11 protein-coding genes and 1 pseudogene are annotated in these 16,674 nt (G+C 58.3%); 3 read left to right on the top strand and 9 right to left on the bottom strand.

Going from position 1 to position 16,674, the window contains the following annotated elements:
- Positions 1-19 precede the first annotated feature (19 nt).
- The 6 genes and pseudogenes from ACIQVE_RS07540 to ACIQVE_RS07515 all read right to left on the bottom strand — a co-directional run bounded on the left by ACIQVE_RS07540 (position 20) and on the right by ACIQVE_RS07515 (position 7,497).
- Positions 20-964 carry a GNAT family N-acetyltransferase gene (locus ACIQVE_RS07540; protein ID WP_402806247.1) on the bottom strand — a complete coding sequence of 315 codons (945 nt, stop codon included), beginning with the start codon at positions 962-964 and terminating at the stop codon, positions 20-22.
- On the bottom strand, positions 942-2,252 hold the full coding sequence (locus tag ACIQVE_RS07535; protein ID WP_402806245.1) for a phenylacetate--CoA ligase family protein: 1,311 nt from the start codon (positions 2,250-2,252) through the stop codon (positions 942-944). Before ACIQVE_RS07535 ends, ACIQVE_RS07540 begins: the two co-directional genes overlap by 23 nt.
- A gap of 46 nt (positions 2,253-2,298) precedes the next feature.
- Positions 2,299-4,701: pseudogene (locus ACIQVE_RS07530) on the bottom strand (acyl-CoA reductase).
- 1 nt (position 4,702) lies between these two features.
- Entirely contained in the window at positions 4,703-5,833 is a 1,131-nt protein-coding gene (locus ACIQVE_RS07525; RefSeq protein WP_402806242.1) for an acyl-protein synthase, read from the bottom strand.
- A 10-nt stretch (positions 5,834-5,843) separates the two neighbouring features.
- The gene (locus tag ACIQVE_RS07520; RefSeq protein WP_402806240.1) at positions 5,844-7,091 is read right to left on the bottom strand and encodes an MFS transporter; all 1,248 of its coding nucleotides are present in this window, start codon (positions 7,089-7,091) and stop codon (positions 5,844-5,846) included.
- Positions 7,092-7,356: 265 nt separating this feature from the next.
- Positions 7,357-7,497, bottom strand: a complete 141-nt coding sequence (locus ACIQVE_RS07515) for a hypothetical protein (protein WP_191627647.1) — start codon at positions 7,495-7,497, stop codon at positions 7,357-7,359.
- A gap of 157 nt (positions 7,498-7,654) precedes the next feature.
- Here ACIQVE_RS07515 and ACIQVE_RS07510 point away from each other — a divergent pair, with 157 nt between their 5' ends.
- Positions 7,655-7,843, top strand: coding sequence for a hypothetical protein (locus ACIQVE_RS07510; protein ID WP_042559024.1), 189 nt, complete (start codon positions 7,655-7,657; stop codon positions 7,841-7,843).
- 18 nt (positions 7,844-7,861) lie between these two features.
- Here the strand turns inward: ACIQVE_RS07510 and ACIQVE_RS07505 are convergent, their stop codons facing one another.
- Positions 7,862-8,239, bottom strand: coding sequence for a fe2+ zn2+ uptake regulation protein (locus ACIQVE_RS07505; RefSeq protein WP_402806236.1), 378 nt, complete (start codon positions 8,237-8,239; stop codon positions 7,862-7,864).
- A 300-nt stretch (positions 8,240-8,539) separates the two neighbouring features.
- Between ACIQVE_RS07505 and ACIQVE_RS07500 the strand changes: the two genes are divergently transcribed.
- A complete protein-coding gene (locus tag ACIQVE_RS07500; RefSeq protein WP_402806233.1) occupies positions 8,540-10,885 on the top strand; it encodes a penicillin acylase family protein in 2,346 nt (781 codons plus the stop codon).
- A gap of 55 nt (positions 10,886-10,940) precedes the next feature.
- Here the strand turns inward: ACIQVE_RS07500 and ACIQVE_RS07495 are convergent, their stop codons facing one another.
- A complete protein-coding gene (locus ACIQVE_RS07495) occupies positions 10,941-11,942 on the bottom strand; it encodes a FecR family protein (RefSeq protein ID WP_402806231.1) in 1,002 nt (333 codons plus the stop codon).
- 105 nt (positions 11,943-12,047) lie between these two features.
- Entirely contained in the window at positions 12,048-16,004 is a 3,957-nt protein-coding gene (locus ACIQVE_RS07490) for a dermonecrotic toxin domain-containing protein (RefSeq protein ID WP_402806229.1), read from the bottom strand.
- Here ACIQVE_RS07490 and ACIQVE_RS07485 point away from each other — a divergent pair.
- A complete protein-coding gene (locus tag ACIQVE_RS07485) occupies positions 15,981-16,490 on the top strand; it encodes a hypothetical protein (RefSeq protein WP_402806226.1) in 510 nt (169 codons plus the stop codon). The two genes, ACIQVE_RS07490 and ACIQVE_RS07485, sit on opposite strands and share 24 nt — an antisense overlap.
- The last annotated feature ends 184 nt before the right edge of the window (positions 16,491-16,674 follow it).

The raw sequence follows: 16,674 nt of genomic DNA, 5'->3' as shown, positions 1-16,674 counted from the left end.
TCGAACGGCCATGCTGCGCCTAATTGCCTGATGGCGGCGTTTCGCGCGAGTGAAACGCGAGTTGCTGTTGCGCCTGATCATGTAGTTGCTGCATCTGCGGGCAGTGCAACTCAAGTTCGCTCAGCCGATACCCCCGGTGAAACAATGCCAGCCATCCCCCTTCCTTATCCTCAACCGGTGCCAGCCCGGTAAAGACAAATCCGATTGCAGCCAGCCTGTTCATATCGCAGGTAAAGTGGCGCGACAGTCGGAGCCGGATCGATATCAGCCATTGCTGCGGCAATCCCCTTAGCTGCTCGAGCAGCTCGGGCCAGAGTGTCTTGAGCAGAATGTCGTAACGGTTGACGTGTTGTTTCATCTGAATCGTCGCCCCTCGCCAGCGAGATACGTGCTCCTGCGTACCGAATGCACGACATAACTGCTGCATTAAATCCCGGCAACCCGAGGGCCATATCTGCCTTGGCAACGGGCGCTGATACCCGTCGATGATGCGGCATCCCATGACAATGGATTCTGGCATCGAGCTACCGAACGGCGAGGGCACGTAGTCCGGCAATAACCCGGTGTTATGAAAACCCAGGTTGACGGCCATGCGTTGTGTGTACGGATGGCGGGTCACCTGTTTGATGGACACGTCGTGGCAGCCCAATGCTTGGGCGTGGGTCAGCAGTTGCTGGCCCAGGCGTGTGGCAATGTTTTGTCCGCGAGTGTCAGGATGCACGGCGCTCAATGCCAGTTCGGCGGTGTGGGCGTCGGTGTCCCGAAAGAGGGTCGCGTGCCCGCGTATCTGCCCGTCGACCTCGGCGACCAGCGAGTGCCAGCGCTGATCGGCGTGGTTCTGGCTGATCATCTGCGGCAGATAAACATGCGGTTGCACATAAAGATCGCCGTACACCGCACGGAATAACTGGCTGACGGCCGTGGCATCGCTGGCGCGGTAGTTACGCAGAATCAGCGGTTCCACCCGGAGCCTCCTGGTCCTTGTGTTCATAACGACGCAGATCCAGCACGCGCAGGCATTTACCCGAGCGGGGATGTCGTGGCAGATCCTCATGCGTGCAGCGCTGGACATGCAGTTCCAGCAATTGATCCGTGCGTAATTGGGTGATCAACGGACAAAGCTCGATCATTGCGGTTTCCAGTTGCTGATTGACGTCGGCGCGGTCGGGAGACCGTGCGGCCGGCACCCATTTCAGCGTCAGCACATCCTTGAGCTCGGCCTGTTCAATCACCAGTTGCCAGTCGTCACTGGCGGCATTGCGGCGGATCAGTTCGGCGATCTCCTGAGGGACCAGCGACAAAATACCTACTCGAACCCGTTGGCTACTGACGCTGCGTCCCTTGATCGCGAATTTGCGCTGCGCAGTGCCGAGTGGGTCTCGCCAACAGGCGCGGTCGCCTACCGGGTAACGAATCAGCGGCATCAGGCGTCGATGGAGATTGGTCAGGACGAGCACACCCACTTCATCGCAAGACTCGATCACTTCTCCCGAGTATTCGTCGATGATCTCCAGAATGGCGTGGTCGGTATGCATTCGATGCTCGCCCTCGGCGCAGTCGCGTTGACTGCTGCCGATGAAACCGGCGTCGACGCTGGCGTAGCCGATCGAGGCGATGCGCGCGTTGGGAAATGCCAGGTTGAGAAACTGGCGTTGTGAGTCAAACAGGCTTTCGCCGCCATACAGCAAGGTGTCGATACCGGGCAGTGTCAAATCGCGTTGTTTAAGCCAGGCCGCAAAGGTCAGCAAATGTGTAGGTACACCTGCCAGTACGTTGATTCGATGCTGCACGATCGATTGCGCCAGTACCTGCGAATCGACGGTGCCGGTGAACGGAAACTCGGTGATGCTCACGCAGACATACGCCAGTGAATCGTGGATGAACAGGAATCCGGCATACAGGTCGCCTGCAAAAAACAGATTGGCCACCCGATCTCCCGATTTGAATTGCGAACTCAGAATGTTGCCGAATTCGCTGACCAGGTGCCGCCATTCTTCCCGGGTGTAGACAGAAAGTTTGCCGGCGCTGGTAGAACCGCCGGTCTTGAATACCAGTGCTTGCTGCGCGGTGGCGGTCAATACCGGCCACAGATCGAGGGTCTCACTATTACGCCAGTATTCGACGGGATCAATTATCGGTAACTCAGAGAGCAACGTTGTTTGCCTTGGAACATCAGCAAAATGTTTGCGGTAATAGGGCGATTGCCGGCGAGCGAAATTGATCAACTCGCCCATTGAGTCAGTGATTTTCACAATGTTGACCTTTCTTATAGTTGTCTGGCTTAACTCACGGGAAGTATCAGTTGCGTGAATCAATCAGTAACGGCGTCTTGCCGCTGTGCTTGCTGCGGGCGAAGTCTTCGATGGCAAAGATTTCAACTTCGAGATTGAGCAATCCGCTCTGAATAATCGTTACCAGGGTCGGGTAATTCGACAGCCTGGTCTTCGCGTCAACAGTTGCGAGTTCGCTGCGCAAACGCATGCGCTCGACCCCGTCGGGGGCATGATCCAGCAGCAGTTGAAACGGCACTTGCAGATGCAGCGCCAGTTCGGTCAGTGAAATGAAGTCGGTGCCGATGCGGATCAACTTGCCGTGGCGCTGCAGCAGTTCGAAGCGTGGCGAAGGCAGTCCGCATGCACAGATGCCAGACACCCAGCGGCCGGTGTCGCCGACCTCATAACGCTGGACGTTTTGCGCCTCTCGGGCGATCGAGGTGAACAACAAGCGGCCGACTTGATTGCCGACGACGGGCTCATCGGCGTCGAGCGCGACAATTTCCAGATGCTGGGTGTCGCTCATCAGATGAAAAACGCCGTCCCCTGTGGCCTGGCAAGCGTGGCCGAGTGGACCGGCGTCGACGCTGCCGTAAATCGCCGAGCGGATGCTGGTCACACCGCAACTGCGCAGCAGATCGCGGCTCGGTTCACTGAGATGCTCGCCGCCGAGAAACACCTTGGTAATCGCGCCGTAGGCTTGCAATCGCTGTCGTTCGTTGAGGAACAGTCGGTGCAGCGTGCTGGGCATGCCCATCAGCACCGTCACGCGCTGACTGATGATCAGCTCGGCGATGTCGCGGTAATCGTCATCGGCCGGGGCGCCCATCGGCAAGTGGGTGATGTCCAGCAACTCAAGCACTTTGGCAAGACTCAGGAAACCGCCGTACAACCCGCCGCAGAAGAACAGGTTCATCACTCGATCCCGCGCCGGATCCAGGCCCGCAGCAAACAAGCCGTCCGCCGTCGCGCGCATCTGTCGATGGAAATCACCGTGGCTATAACCCGACAGCGTCGGCGTACCGCTGCTGCCACCGGAGCGGAAATACAACTGCGCCGCCGCGTTGAACGGTTGGCCGATGAAGCTTTCCTTGTCCATGATTGGCTGCCCGGCCAACGCTGCCGGCAACGGCGCGCGGTCAAGCGTTGCGTGGCTTGGCAGCATGTCGGCGGCTACGCTGACTGACACGCGTCGGCTCAGCCGTTGCAACGCATAAACGCCATCATGGGGTTCACCGTCATAGCCATCGTGGATGCCGGCCACTGAAGCGATGCGTGTCACGCCGGCACTGATCAGCGCTCGCGCCAGCTCACCTATCTGTGCTTCGCCGCACAACAGCGCGCAGCTTTGCAGAACATTGCGCCATGGCAGCAGGGTGTCGGTGATCAGTGACCGTGGCACCGGATGCAACAGCACGCTGCGAAACAGCGGGGAGGGTGCGAGCTGACGCTCATGCGCCCAGATAACCCGCCAGCCCGGCGCGCTCCAGACATGGCCGGTTTGCTCAGCGAAACTCTGCGCCAGGCGTGCCATATGCGTGTGTGTGGTGATTTGCGCGGCTTCCTGTGGCGTTGGCAAAAGCGTCGGCCAGCGCTCGGCGCGGCGTTCGAAGGCTGCCGCCAGACGTTCACCGATGTCGCGCAAAACCACCGGGTCGTCACTGTCCACCAGCAGCCATTACGGGCTTGAACAGGCCAGTTGATCGAGTCGGCAGACTTCATCGGCGACGGCATCCAGGTTCTGCGCTGTGGTGGCTTCGGGCGTCAGATAGACGAAGCTGATGCGATGTCCCCAATCGATCCAGCGGCAACCGGCCGGGAGTTGTTGACGGATGGCTTGCAAGGCTGATTCACCACCCCACGCGGCGACGCCATTGGCGCGTTTGCACAGCAGGCCGATCTGCGCCGTGCTCACCGGTAATACCGCCACGTATCCGGCGAGTTGGCCACTCGGATCGCATTGCAGCAAAGCGTGCAATAACCGTGCGGTCAGGCCCTGATCGCTGCTGCTGGGCCGCAACCAGTTGACGTTGCCGGCCAGCAGGCTTTCCAGTACCGCGCAGAACGCCAGCAACGGCGCGTTGCCCGGCGTGATATGGACGACCAACCCGAGTGGGCTCCAGCATTCGAATCGTGATTGTCGATAGTTGATGCGGCGCAATGAGCCCGGTTGTGCGCCCAGTTCGCGTTGCAGTTTGATCTGCAACGCCTCGGCCGCGCAAAAGGCGATCAGGGCCTGTCGCTGCTCGGCATCGAGCGCGAGCGCTTGATTGTCGTTGCTCAGCTGTTAAGCGAAGCAGGTCGCGGCATGCATGACCGTGCTGCTTTCCAGGGACGTGCTCAAGTGGTGCGCAAGGTCTGCCTGAAGGCATTCAAGGGCAGTGTCGAGGTCGCAGGCGTCGCGTAATTGTCCGTTGATCAAGTACATATCAGTGGCTCCCCAGCAGTTCGGCCGCTGCCATCGCGCAACTTCTGCCCGCGGTGGTACCCGCGCGGCCATGCAGTTCAAACCAGTCGCTGCTCAGCCCGCAGCCGCAACTCGCGCCAGGGTGCAACGTCGCCATATCGCTCATCACTACCGCGTGCGCGGGACTGGATGAGATGTAGGGCGAGACGAATCCCAACAGGCCTTGCTGGCCATAGGGTCGAAGCGAGAAATCAGCTGGATTGCGCACGTACACCTTCGAATAAACCGGCACATGAAAGCGGTGATGGGCACATTCGATGTAAGGCACGGCATGCTCGACGGCGCCGTAACCATCGCGACAACGCGACGTTTCAATGCCCAATTGGCGGTGGATGCGGGCGTATAAACGCTGCCTCGGAATTTCTTGCGCGGCCTGGGTTTTCCAGCCACCGCCGAAAAAAGCCAGTGAATCGGCGGGCAGTTTCAGGTCTGTCATGCCCAGGGCCTGCATCTGTTGCAGGGTTTGCCAGAGAAACGCCGGGAAGCCGAGAATGCGCACCGGCAGGCCTTCTTCGGCAAACGCCTGCAAGGCGTGGATGACGCCAAACACATCAAACTGATGACCGTCACCGGTGCTGCGCAGGGCATAGACCACGCGGATGGCAGGGGCGAAGCGGCACAGAAACTGATCGGTGAACGAGGTGCCAAGCGTGATCTGCCCTTGCGGCTCGTAACTCAGCAGCAAGTAGTTACAGGGCGTGTCCGGGGTGTCCCAGCCGTAATGGCGGAAAATTTGCGCGACCATGAATTGCGCTGCGGCCAGACTGCGTTCGTCGTAGCGCATGCGGCTGCGCTGACCGCTGGTACCGGAAGATGTCAGTTCCAGGGCATCGGCGCCGGTGCTGCTGAGCAGCAGGCGCTGCTTGAAAAAATTGGCGAAGATCGGTGGCAGGCGTGACCAGTCATCCAGCGTGTCCAGTTCATGCGCGCCGAGCCCGTTGGCGTTCAGCCAATGTTCGTAGCCCGGCGTGTGCTGGCAGTGAAACTGGCTGATCTCGGCCATGGCCTGGTCGAACAGGCCCCAGGGTACGGAATCCGGGCAATAGGGGTGGGGCAACGCGCATAGCGCGTCGCTCGAGGGTAAGTGGATCATCAATGTCCCCTTAGTGCGGTGAGGTGAACGCGGTTTTTGCGTCTTGCAAGAACAAGAGCAGCAGGGGCAGGCACATCAGGCCGCCGAACGCGGCCCATAGGGCGAAGAGCTCAAGGCGGGTTCCGCCGCCAATCGCGGCAATGATCGAGCCGCCGATGCCCATTACGGCAATCGAAATCATGCCGACCATGGCCGAGACCAGGCCTTTGCTGTCATCCGAACAAAACAGCGCCAGTCGATACAGCGCGGCATTGCTGATGCCCAACCCAACGGCGTAAAGCGCCAGGCTGGCGACAATCGCTGCCAGCCCCAGATCCAGCAGTGCGCAGCCGATCAGCGCCAGAAGGCCGAGGCAAAACGGCCAGAGCCCCAGCTGAATCAAGCGTGGTAACGAGTGCGTGACCAGCAGACGATTGAGAATCAGATTGCCGGCGATGACGGCAGAGAAGATCGGGATCTGCCACAGGCCGTACATCAGCGGCGTCATGCCCAAGCCCTGGATCAGCAGCAACGGCGCCAGACCGATCCAGGCAATCAGCGGCAGGCTCATCAGCCCCAGGGCCAGGCTCGCGCCGAGGAACCGCTGATTACTGAGCAGAGCAAGGTAGCGCTGGCGGATCTGGCGCATGGAAAACGCCACGCGCGCTTGCTGCTGCCCGTCGCAGCGGACAACCCCCACGGTCTCCGGCATCGAAGCGTAAAGCCCTAGCCAGACCAGCACCGCAGCAATACCGAGTGCCAAAAACAGCTCGCGCCACGTCAGCCATTCCAGCAGCAGGCTGCCGAGCATGGGCCCCAGCAATGGCGACAACAGCGCGATGTTACCGAGCAGGGCCATCAGGCGTACGGCATCCGCCTCGCAGAACACCTCCTGCAGGGCCGGATAACTGACGGCCACGACAAAACCCAGCCCCATGCCCTGTATCAGGCGCAGCACATTGAACGATTCAATGCTTCGGGTAGCGAAAGCGGCGGCACAGGCACCAGCGAATACGGCGCAGCCGATCAACAACAGGCGTCGCCGCCCCCAATGATCAGACAACGGCCCCATCAGCCATTGCAGGCAGACTCCGCCCAGCAGGTAAAGATTGAAGGCATTGGGAACATGGCGAACATCGGCTTGAAATTCTGCAGTGACGCTCAACATCGCCGGCATGATCAAGTCACTGGCCATGTAAGTCAGTAGTTCAAAAGCGCTGAGTGCCAGGCAGAATCCGACGACTTGTCGTGGCCCGATTCTGATCAATGTTCTCTGCATAAACATCCATGTCAGTTAAAGAGGAAGTTTTCAGAGCCTAGGTCCAGACGTTCGTGCGACCTACCTATTTGCTGCGACATGAAATTTCGAATCGTTGCGAGTTATGGAGTGGATCCAAAATGTTCGCAAAACAGCAAGTTACCGGCAGCCATCCGTGGCCAAAAAAAATGCCCGCGAATAGGCGGGCATTGTTTTTCAGTTCGTTCAGTTTGTATTTTTTAGGCCCGACATCATCATTGTCGAGCGGGCAGGACGAAATATCCTGTTAACGGTGTTGATAGTAACCAGGGCCTCCACGATCATAACGATGATGGTCGCCGTGCCAGCCGCCGTGGGGGAAAATGATGCAACCACTCAGGGTCAGCAGGGCGAGAACAGGAATCAGCCAGGTGATTCGACGCAACATTTGAAAATTCCTCATGGTAAAGCCGTCATGAAGCCAAAACCCTTCATCGGCTGTAACATGAGACCCCCTTTGCAGCGGCGCATCCCCGTAAGACGGTAAGTGCATGGCATGCAAGTGGATACAGACCGGATACATTTCAACGTTTCAGGAAGCCGCAATGACCCAGAAGCAACGCTTGATTTATTCGATTCTGATCGCCGTGTCCGTACTGGCGATCATGCTCGGCCTGTCCTGGCTGCAAAACACCGGGAAGATCGATGAAAAAACCTTCCAGTACATCGCCATCGGTGTGGCGGTGATCGTCGTCGTGATCAATGGCGTGATGCGCCGCAAGGTCAAACCCTGACGGCGATCGCTATACGTTTCACTCGTTGTCGAGAACCGCAGCAGCCTGTGGATGCAGGCTGTAGCTCTTGTCTGCATTGAAGGTGATCACGCCTTCGGTGCACAGGCGCTTGAGGACTTCGCGCACACTGAGGAAGGACAGCGGAATATCCAGATCCAGCAATTGGCTATGGACGCCGCGTACGCCCAGGCGACGATCGCTTTGTGCCGCGACCAGCAGGGCGTCGATGACCTTCAGACGAATCAGGCTGGTGCGCAGACCGAAACTTTTCAGCAACTGCCGGATGCGTTCGTTGCCGTGACGCTCGACGCGTTGCCCGAAATCGCTGGCGTGGGGGCTCATGGATGCTCCTTGTGGCGCCTGGCTACCGTCCGTTGGTAGTTGCGAGTTGTACATGCGATTACTCCTTTTCAGAGCCCTATCGGGAAAGGTTTTTTTGCTCTCTCTAAACAAGACGTTTCAGCTCGACAAATCATGAAAGAAAAAATGTAGAAAATTTGTCGGTAATTCGTCTACTGCGCGTAATCACGGCGTAAAACCGGCCAGCGGCGGGCTAAATTTTTTCTCCGGCGTTCGTTTTCAGGACAGGCTCATTGCGCGTGGACGCGTGGGTGTTTCCACAGCGGATCCGCTACCCGTCACAAGCTTGGCGCGGCGACGCAGATCCGCTCTTTGGCATTTCGATCAGGAGCGAGCGTGATTATTTCCAGGCAGTTAACCGGACTGGCCCTTGCCGGTATGTTTTGTGGGCTGAGCCTGTCGGCCCACGCATTGAGCCCCTCTGTTGATACCAGCGCCGATATCCGTCGTACCGGTTTCGGCGTGCCGCATATCCGCGCCCAAGACGAGCGCGGCCTCGGTTTCGGCATCGGTTACGCCTATGCACAGGACAACCTCTGCCTGTTGGCCAACGAGATCGTCACGGTCAATGGTCAGCGTTCGCGTTATTTCGGCCCGGATCAGTTCACCGTCGAGGAGCGTGAAAACCGCGTCAGCGATGTCTTCTTTACCTGGCTCAATACGCCGGAAGCGGTCAATACGTTCTGGCGGGCGCAAACGGCCCAGGTGCGTGATCTGGTCGAAGGTTATACCGCTGGCTACAACCGCTATCTCGCCGAGCGTCGTCAGCAGGGGCTGCCGCAACAATGTCAGGGCGAGTGGGTGCGCGATATTGCCCCCGAAGACCTGGTGAAGCTGACTCGTCGTCTGTTGGTCGAGGGCGGGGTGGGCCAGTTCGCCGAAGCCCTGGCCGGTGCCGCGCCACCACAGGCCACGGCCGGGATCGCCAACGATACGCGCGCCTACCAGATGGCAGACGCCCGTCAGCAGCGCTTCGCCCTTGATCGTGGCAGTAATGCTGTAGCAGTGGGCAGCGAGCGTTCGTTCAACGGTCGCGGCATGCTGCTGGCCAACCCGCACTTTCCCTGGGTTGGCGGTATGCGTTTCTATCAAATGCACCTGACCATTCCCGGCAAACTCGACGTCATGGGTGCCGCCTTGCCGGGCTTGCCAATGATCAACATCGGCTTCAACCAGCATCTGGCCTGGACCCACACGGTCGACTCCTCGAAACACTTCACCCTGTATCGCCTGCAACTCGATCCGAAAGACCCGACGCGCTATCTGCTCGATGGCCAATCGTTGCCGATGAGCAAGCAGACAGTGACCGTGCAGGTCAAACAGGCCGATGGGCAAATGCTGCCGGTGAAACGCGACATCTATAGCTCCAAATTCGGCCCGATTGTGCAATGGCCGGGAAAGCTCGACTGGGACAAACAGTTCGCCTACAGCCTGCGTGATGCCAACCTCGATAACGATCGCGTGCTCAAGCAGTGGTATGCGATGAATCAGGCTTCCACGCTTGAGGAGTTGCAGGATTCGGTGCACAAGATCCAAGGCATTCCATGGGTCAATACGCTGGCGGCAGATGACAAGGGACAGACGCTGTACATGAACCTGTCGGTGGTGCCAAACGTCAGCCGCGAAAAACTCGCCAAGTGCAGCGACCCGCGAATCGGCACTCAGATGATCGTGCTCGACGGCTCCAACAGCGCCTGCGCCTGGGACATCGACCCGCAAGCGGCACAGAAGGGCATTTATGCCGCCAGCCAATTACCGCAACTGCTGCGCAAGGACTTCGTCCAGCACTCCAACGATTCCGCATGGCTGGCCAACCCGGCGCAACCGCTCACCGGCTTCTCGCCGCTGATCAGTCAGGACGGCGAACCGCTGGGGTTGCGTTCGCGCTTTGCCCTCGATCGTCTGGCGAGCCTGAACAAAAAAGGCTCGCTGGCGGTGAAGGATCTACAGCAGATGGTGATGGACGATCAGGTGTATCTGGCGACCCAGGTCGTGCCGGATCTGCTGAAGTTCTGCGCCGCTGATCTTGGCGCCGATGCGCAAGCGCTGAAACCTGTGTGTGTCAGCCTCAAGGCGTGGGACGGGCGGGCCAATCTGGATTCGGGCCTGGGTCTGGTGCATTTCCAGAACATCATGCAAGCCTTGCAGACGTCAGCGGACATCTGGCGCGTCGCCTTCGATCCGCAAGACGCGCAACACACCCCGCGTGGTCTGGCTGTCGAGCAGCCTGCGGTGGCCAAGGCCCTGCGCGAAGCAATGCTGGCGTCGGTCGAGACGATTGGCAAGATGGGCCTCAAACCGCAAACCCGTTGGGGCGATATCCAGGTGGCCAGCAGCGGCGGGCAGCAGACGCCGATTCATGGCGGGCCGGGTACGCTGGGGATCTACAACGCTATCCAGAGCGTGCCACGCGAGGACGGCAAACTTGAGGTGGTCAGTGGCACCAGCTATCTGCAAGTCGTGACGTTCGATGAAAAGGGCCCGCACGCGCAGGGGCTGTTGGCTTTCTCGCTGTCCAGCGATCCGGCATCGAAATACTCGCGCGATCAGACCGAGGCATTCTCTAAGAAACAGTGGAGTGTGATGCCGTTTACCGAACAGCAGATCCAGGCTGATCCGCAATATCAGGTCCAGACCATTCAGGGCTCGTTGGGCAAGGTCGGGAAAGTCGCCGCTCAGTAAGCACAGCGTAACTTGAGCAAGAACTGAAGGCCGCATCCCGCAAGGGGCGCGGCCTTCAGCTTTTTGGCGGCTGTTGCGGCATCGGGTTGATCACCGGGCTGCCTTCCTTGTTGCGCGTCAGGTAGACGGGCAGGACCTTGGGCAGGGAGTTGGCCAGGTTATTGAGCTCTTTGATGTTGTAAATGCCGCCCAGCCGAATCGCGCCGGTGCTGTTGTCGGCGAGCATCAACGGTTTTTCCAGGTAGCGATTGATCAGCGGCAAAGCTTCATTAAGCGACAAATTGTCCAGCACCAGTTTCCCGCTGCGCCAAGCCAGCGAGGCGTCGTTGGGGTAGGTCTGGCTGATCTGCGGCATGTAGTCGCCCGGTTTGTAACGCGCCTGCATGGACGGTTCGAGCCGCAAGCCATCGCCCGGCAATTGGCGATTACTGCTGACCAGCACCGAACCTGCGATCAGGTTCACCCGCACTTGATCCTCATACATCCAGACGTTGAACCGCGTGCCGGTTACCCGGATCCTGCCTTCGCCTGCACGGACGACAAACGGATGCGAGGTGTCGTGACTGACGGTAAAGAACGCCTCACCTTTACTCAGGGTGACGCGGCGTTCGTCCTTGTAGTTGCTGAAGGTCAGATCCGTGTTGAGGTTCAGTTCGAGTTGGCTGCCGTCACTGAGCGTCACCTTGCGCACATTGTCGCTGGCGGCAAAATGCTCATAACTGTTGGGCAGCCAGCCGAGATTCCAGCCGGTGTAAGCCGTCAGCGGCAGTGCGAGCGCGCAGATTCCGGCTGCTATCGCGTATCGGCGCCAAGGACGGGAAGGCCGAGCAGTCGGTACGACCAACGCCGTTTCCGGGCGCGGCAGGAGTCCGGCAACGTCCCAGATTTCCAGCATGGCTTCGTACTCGAACGCATGCAGGGGATAAGCATCGTGCCATTGCTGGAATGCGCGACGCTCTTCCTCCGTGCAGTCGGCGGCGTGCAAACGCATGCACCAATGCGCGGCGGCATCGGTGATCGCATCGTATTCGGCTTCCGATAGAGTGTCTTGGGTCATTGACTCATCCTGATTTCGCACATTCTAACCTTGACGGGAAGTTGCCGAGAACATCAGTCATGGCATTTACCCATCAAAGTTGAACTTATTTTTCACTCAGGCGCCTCAGGGCGCGGGCACCGGGTCGAGTTGCCGGCCCATCTCACAGATCAGTCGTGCGAGTGAATCGGCATTGTGCAGGATGATGTCGATACGCGCATCCACAGAGACTCGGTCGTAGAAAGCATTGCGCGCGTCATCGATGGTGGGACTGCCTGTCAGCCTCAGTACCGCTTTGCTGAGGTGTTTGCCGTGCTCAAGTTCGTCAAAATCGACAAACTCGCTGCGGCGTTTACTCCAGCGTGCAAACAGCTGCTCTCGGGGCGTGCGCAGTGACAGGGCAGTATTCTGAAACTCCTCCAGCGCATCCCTGAGGATCTGACCGAAGCCTGTGATGGTGTTTATCAGATCAGGAAATGGACGCCGCGCCTCCAGTAAGGCGAAGTCTTCTGTTTGCGAGAACTGATGGGAGAATTCGTGAATCAGTGTTGATGCCTGAGCGTGACCGTCGATGTCAAAAGATTCAGTCAAGTTTCCTTTGTAGTAATCCAGTTCGGGATCAAAGAACAGCTCGGTGAAATGCACCATTTTACGGTCGTCCTTGATTAGCACGAATGCGGCAACGGCGTCTTCACCAGAATTGGAGCCCACCACAAAACGTTCCGTATTCATCAGATCGTCGTTGGGGTCCACCAGTGCGTCGCAGACGGGTACGATTGCCTTGTACACTTTGCTCAACAAATTGTTATCGACCCTTGTTACACCAAAAAAAGCCTTGAAAAAACCATCCAGACGGCTCCCAGGCACATTGGCCTTCAGTTGGGCCAGGTTGTGCAGGCTGTTGAATGCATAAAAGCGCGCAAGGTCGACCGCCTGTTGAATCTGCTGGGCTTTATGGGGATAAAGGCGTTGGATCTCCTGCATGCCAATCGCTTCGATGTTCAACAAAGCCCTACGGGTGGTCTCTACATCGTACCGCGGGTACAAGGTCGACATGACCTTACCGTAATGAACCGCGTGCCGGTCGGGTGCCAGTAACAGACGCGATCCACTCGCTATCAAAGACGGGCCGGGTATCTGATCGTTGACGATCTGCCAGACAATCCCGGGCTGTTCGATGCGATTTACCTTGCCGGCAATTGCCGTATAGATGCGCTTGCTGATCAGGTCCTCGTACGTGCCAGTCTGTGCATCGTGCTTGAGATCCTTTAGCGCGACATCCATTGCTTCAAAGGGCTGTAACTCGGTGCGCAGGGGCGAGGTCGGTCTGATTTGCGACCAGGTTGGGGCCGCCAGCGCTGGAAGGCGCGGCGCGGTGTCAGTGACGTGCGTTTCCACGGCACCCTCCAGTTTCAGGCGTCCCAGAGAGATCATTTGCGCCGCCCCGGAAATGAATGACTTCAAGGCTCGCGACCAGTGATGATCCTGCAAGCCTTCGGCCGAATGTTTGAAGTCTTTGTATGCCTGCCAGAGAAACGAAAAATAGGACAGTTTGCCCGGGAGCAGGCCTGCACTTAGGCTGATACCACGTTTGAACAGGACTTTGGCCGTCTCCCAATCGGCGTGGGCGTTACTCTGCGATTGGCATTTCAAAAAATGCGGCAGCAGCTTGAGGTTGTCTGTGAAAAACCTGTGCAATACGTTGCCGGTGATGGGGACGCTGGCCAGGGTTATCTCACTGGTCTCGCCGTAGGTCGACTTAAACAGCGCCGCAAACACCGACTGCTGTGCCTGCGGCAATCGGCGAATCACCAGGTCCTGGAAACTTCCGGGCTTATTGATGGCGGCGACTACGCTTGCCTCGTCCGTGAACTCGCGGAAAATTTGTTCGCCATACGGGGCATACACGACCAGTGGCCCCTTGTGACCGCTGCCCGGGCTGACGATATACAGACCCACGGCTTCTACAGCAGTTGCCCCGGCCGTTTTTATCAACGACAACGGATAAACAATGGCGTGAGCCCCCTCGACGATATTGCGTGCGATGTCATCCGGCATGTCCAGCACCTGGAAGAGGTTATCGAACGCGTTGCTGGATAACTGTTGTTGCATTTTCAAGCCCTGTGCATGTTGCAGCAGTTGCCAGGGTATCTGGCGATAGAAGCGCTGTTTGCGCTCAGCGGCTTGCGCATTGCCAGCCGAGAACGCATCAGTGATTTTTGTAGCGAACGTCGTGGGTATGGCCAGTGAAAGCAAAAGTTGCCGAACGGCGTTTTGATCCAGACCTGCCGGTAATCGCTTGAAGGTTTTCGAGGCGACTTTGAACCCGGTACCCTGTCCGATATTAATGTGGTTCAACGCAAATTCGGTAAGCGTGCGAGGGGGGCCGGCCAGCGCCAGATTGGGGGTGATCTCGATGTTGTCCGGATCGAGTTGGCTGCCTGGAAACCGGCTATCGAGCAATGACTTCAAACTCTGGTTCACATAGTCGGGCAGAGAGGGTAGGTCACTGAGGTAGTCCTTGTGGCCAACAACGCTGTGGCGCCATTGCTCCAGCAGTTCGAGGTGTAGCTGCTGCTCTTCTACCGGCGCCATGCCGAGCCAGGCGGGAAGTGACTGTTGTTGGTTGATGGCTTTTGCCAGATAAATGGTTCGTAGCAGATTCGTATCAATCGGCGTTTTTACGAGAATGTGCAGCGCCGCCTTCAGTCTGGCCGGGTCTTTTATGTGCTCGCGAAGCTGTTGGCAACGTGCGAGAAAGTGCTCGATGCCTGATTGCACGCGGTCGAGCAGCACATTGTCCTCGATCAACCGCAAGCCACCCAACGTGTACTCCTTATGGAACCGACGCTCTTGCGGCAGAAGGTTTTGCAGCAGTGACAGACGCTCAACCTTGTCCTTTAGCCTTCGCTCCAGCGCAAGTCGCGCGACGGCAATACTGCTAAAGACTTCCAGGCCCAGCGCGGGAGTCCATAGAATAATTCGGCCCGAATGCGCGTCGTCGAGGCCTCCACGTTCGGTCAGTAAAACGCAGTGAGCCAGTGACAATGCGCCCTTCAGACCGGGGCTCTCGAGGGTGAGTGACCAGGCATCAGGCTGGAAGCCATTGAGTGAGGGCCGATCATGGCGGCTGGCCTGATCGCAATTGAACACGGTTTCGACAATCGCCTGCTCGGCGGCTTTGAACGAGCCACTCAACACTCGCAAATGCGCCTCTTGGGTCACACCGCTGACCAGCACGTTGGCCAGTCGACTTTTCATGTTTTCGATATAAGGGCGTTGCTCTGCTCCGGTGGCGATCGGCTGGCCTCTGAACGAGCCGGTGATCACCGCATCTTCGAGATCACATAAATTCGCAATCTCTGTTGCCTTGTGTGCCAGCACCGCCGAAGGTTGTTGAACGCCAGTCAACACTGGCCTGGTGGACCAGCGCTCACCGGCATCCAGCCTCAGCAACCGCTCATGCAGCATGGCTCGGATATCCAGGGCCTTGTCGAACAAAGAATGAATGTCGACGGCGCCCTCGCTGTGGCGAAACACCTGCAAGGCGTAGGCGATGTTCTGCCGTTGCTTGGTGATAATTGCCTCGCACAGCACTTTGAAGGGTTCGCCGCCGATACTCTCGCCCGTCACGTTTGTCCGATTTAAGCCAACAAACCGATTGCGCTCTTGCATGCTCAACAAGCCATAGAATTCGTCCTCATGGCCGGGGGCGCCGAACTTGCTCAACACGGTGTCTCGCAGGTCGGCGTAATCCTTGAGTACCTGCAAGCCCTGGGTCGGGGTGTAAAGACAGGCGTCGGTATGGCTGATCATCAACGAGCCCGCCAACTCGACATAGTCGGGCTCGTATTCCCACAGCCGCACGTTTTCGATGGTTGGGCGACCGGCCGGCAACGCGTCGGGCCGAATCATCTGATGCAGGACGGCGAACTTGTCAGCGTTGATGATGCCGGTTTCGCGTTTGATCATCAGATCGGCGCGGGCCTGCTCTTCCAGTGCCGCAGCGAAAAATGCGTCGCGTGACGCTCCCGACTGGGCGGGCGCGTCCCAATAACGTTGCAGTTGCTCAAACAGCAACACCTCAAGTTTGCCAGCTACCTTGTTCAGCGCGTCTTCCCAAATGGTTTGATCGCGATCGAACGGCGCACGCTTGGGGTTGGAAAACTCATGCAACTGATCCGCCGGCCAACCCTGGTTTCGGTAAAACATCAACACCGCGTCACTCAGGCTTATCGAGTCGTGCCAGTGTCTGACCGACTGCGCAGTCGATGCGGCAGAGCTGCTGTCGACAGGGGTGTCGGTGTAGAAGTTGACGCGGGTGAGTGCCTGTTTGATGTTTGGCAAGCGGATGTTCAGCAGATCATCAAGCATCCTTTCCAGCATCGATGTGAGCGCCGGCAACCGCTTCAACTCGTCAAGCATGGCCTGCGCGTTCAATTGCTGACCGGCGAGAATATCGGCCTCCTGGGTATCGAAGATGTCGCCTTCGATCATCTGATACGTCAGGGTGCGCTGGGTCTGCTCACTAATCTCTCTGCGCTGGGCGAGCGAAAGAAATGCCAGTAGTGGATCTTCTTCCTCGGCGTCCTTCACACGTTTTTCAAGCAGGGTTTTCAGGGTCGCAAGGCTTGAGTATTTCTTGATGCCATCGTACGGCGTGTAGAGGATCGCGCCCTTGTCGTCGGGGGTTTCACTGAGGACAAAACAGCCGGGCAGTTTTACCGATGGCGCCGTGCCGGCGTGGATTTGG

Source organism: Pseudomonas sp. NPDC098747 (genome assembly GCF_044760045.1).
In the GTDB taxonomy this organism is placed as follows: domain Bacteria; phylum Pseudomonadota; class Gammaproteobacteria; order Pseudomonadales; family Pseudomonadaceae; genus Aquipseudomonas.
The sequence above is the reverse complement of the archived record's forward strand: the minus strand, read 5'-3'. Positions and strand labels throughout refer to the sequence as shown.

Bases quoted from the DNA above. Each gene is read 5' to 3' on its own strand.
- ACIQVE_RS07525 (WP_402806242.1), bottom strand. From the start codon at position 5,833: ATGATCCACTTACCCTCGAGCGACGCGCTATGCGCGTTGCCCCACCCC.
- ACIQVE_RS07520 (WP_402806240.1), bottom strand. From the start codon at position 7,091: ATGCAGAGAACATTGATCAGAATCGGGCCACGACAAGTCGTCGGATTC.
- ACIQVE_RS07515 (WP_191627647.1), bottom strand. From the start codon at position 7,497: ATGTTGCGTCGAATCACCTGGCTGATTCCTGTTCTCGCCCTGCTGACC.
- ACIQVE_RS07510 (WP_042559024.1), top strand. From the start codon at position 7,655: ATGACCCAGAAGCAACGCTTGATTTATTCGATTCTGATCGCCGTGTCC.
- ACIQVE_RS07505 (WP_402806236.1), bottom strand. From the start codon at position 8,239: ATGTACAACTCGCAACTACCAACGGACGGTAGCCAGGCGCCACAAGGA.
- ACIQVE_RS07495 (WP_402806231.1), bottom strand. From the start codon at position 11,942: ATGACCCAAGACACTCTATCGGAAGCCGAATACGATGCGATCACCGAT.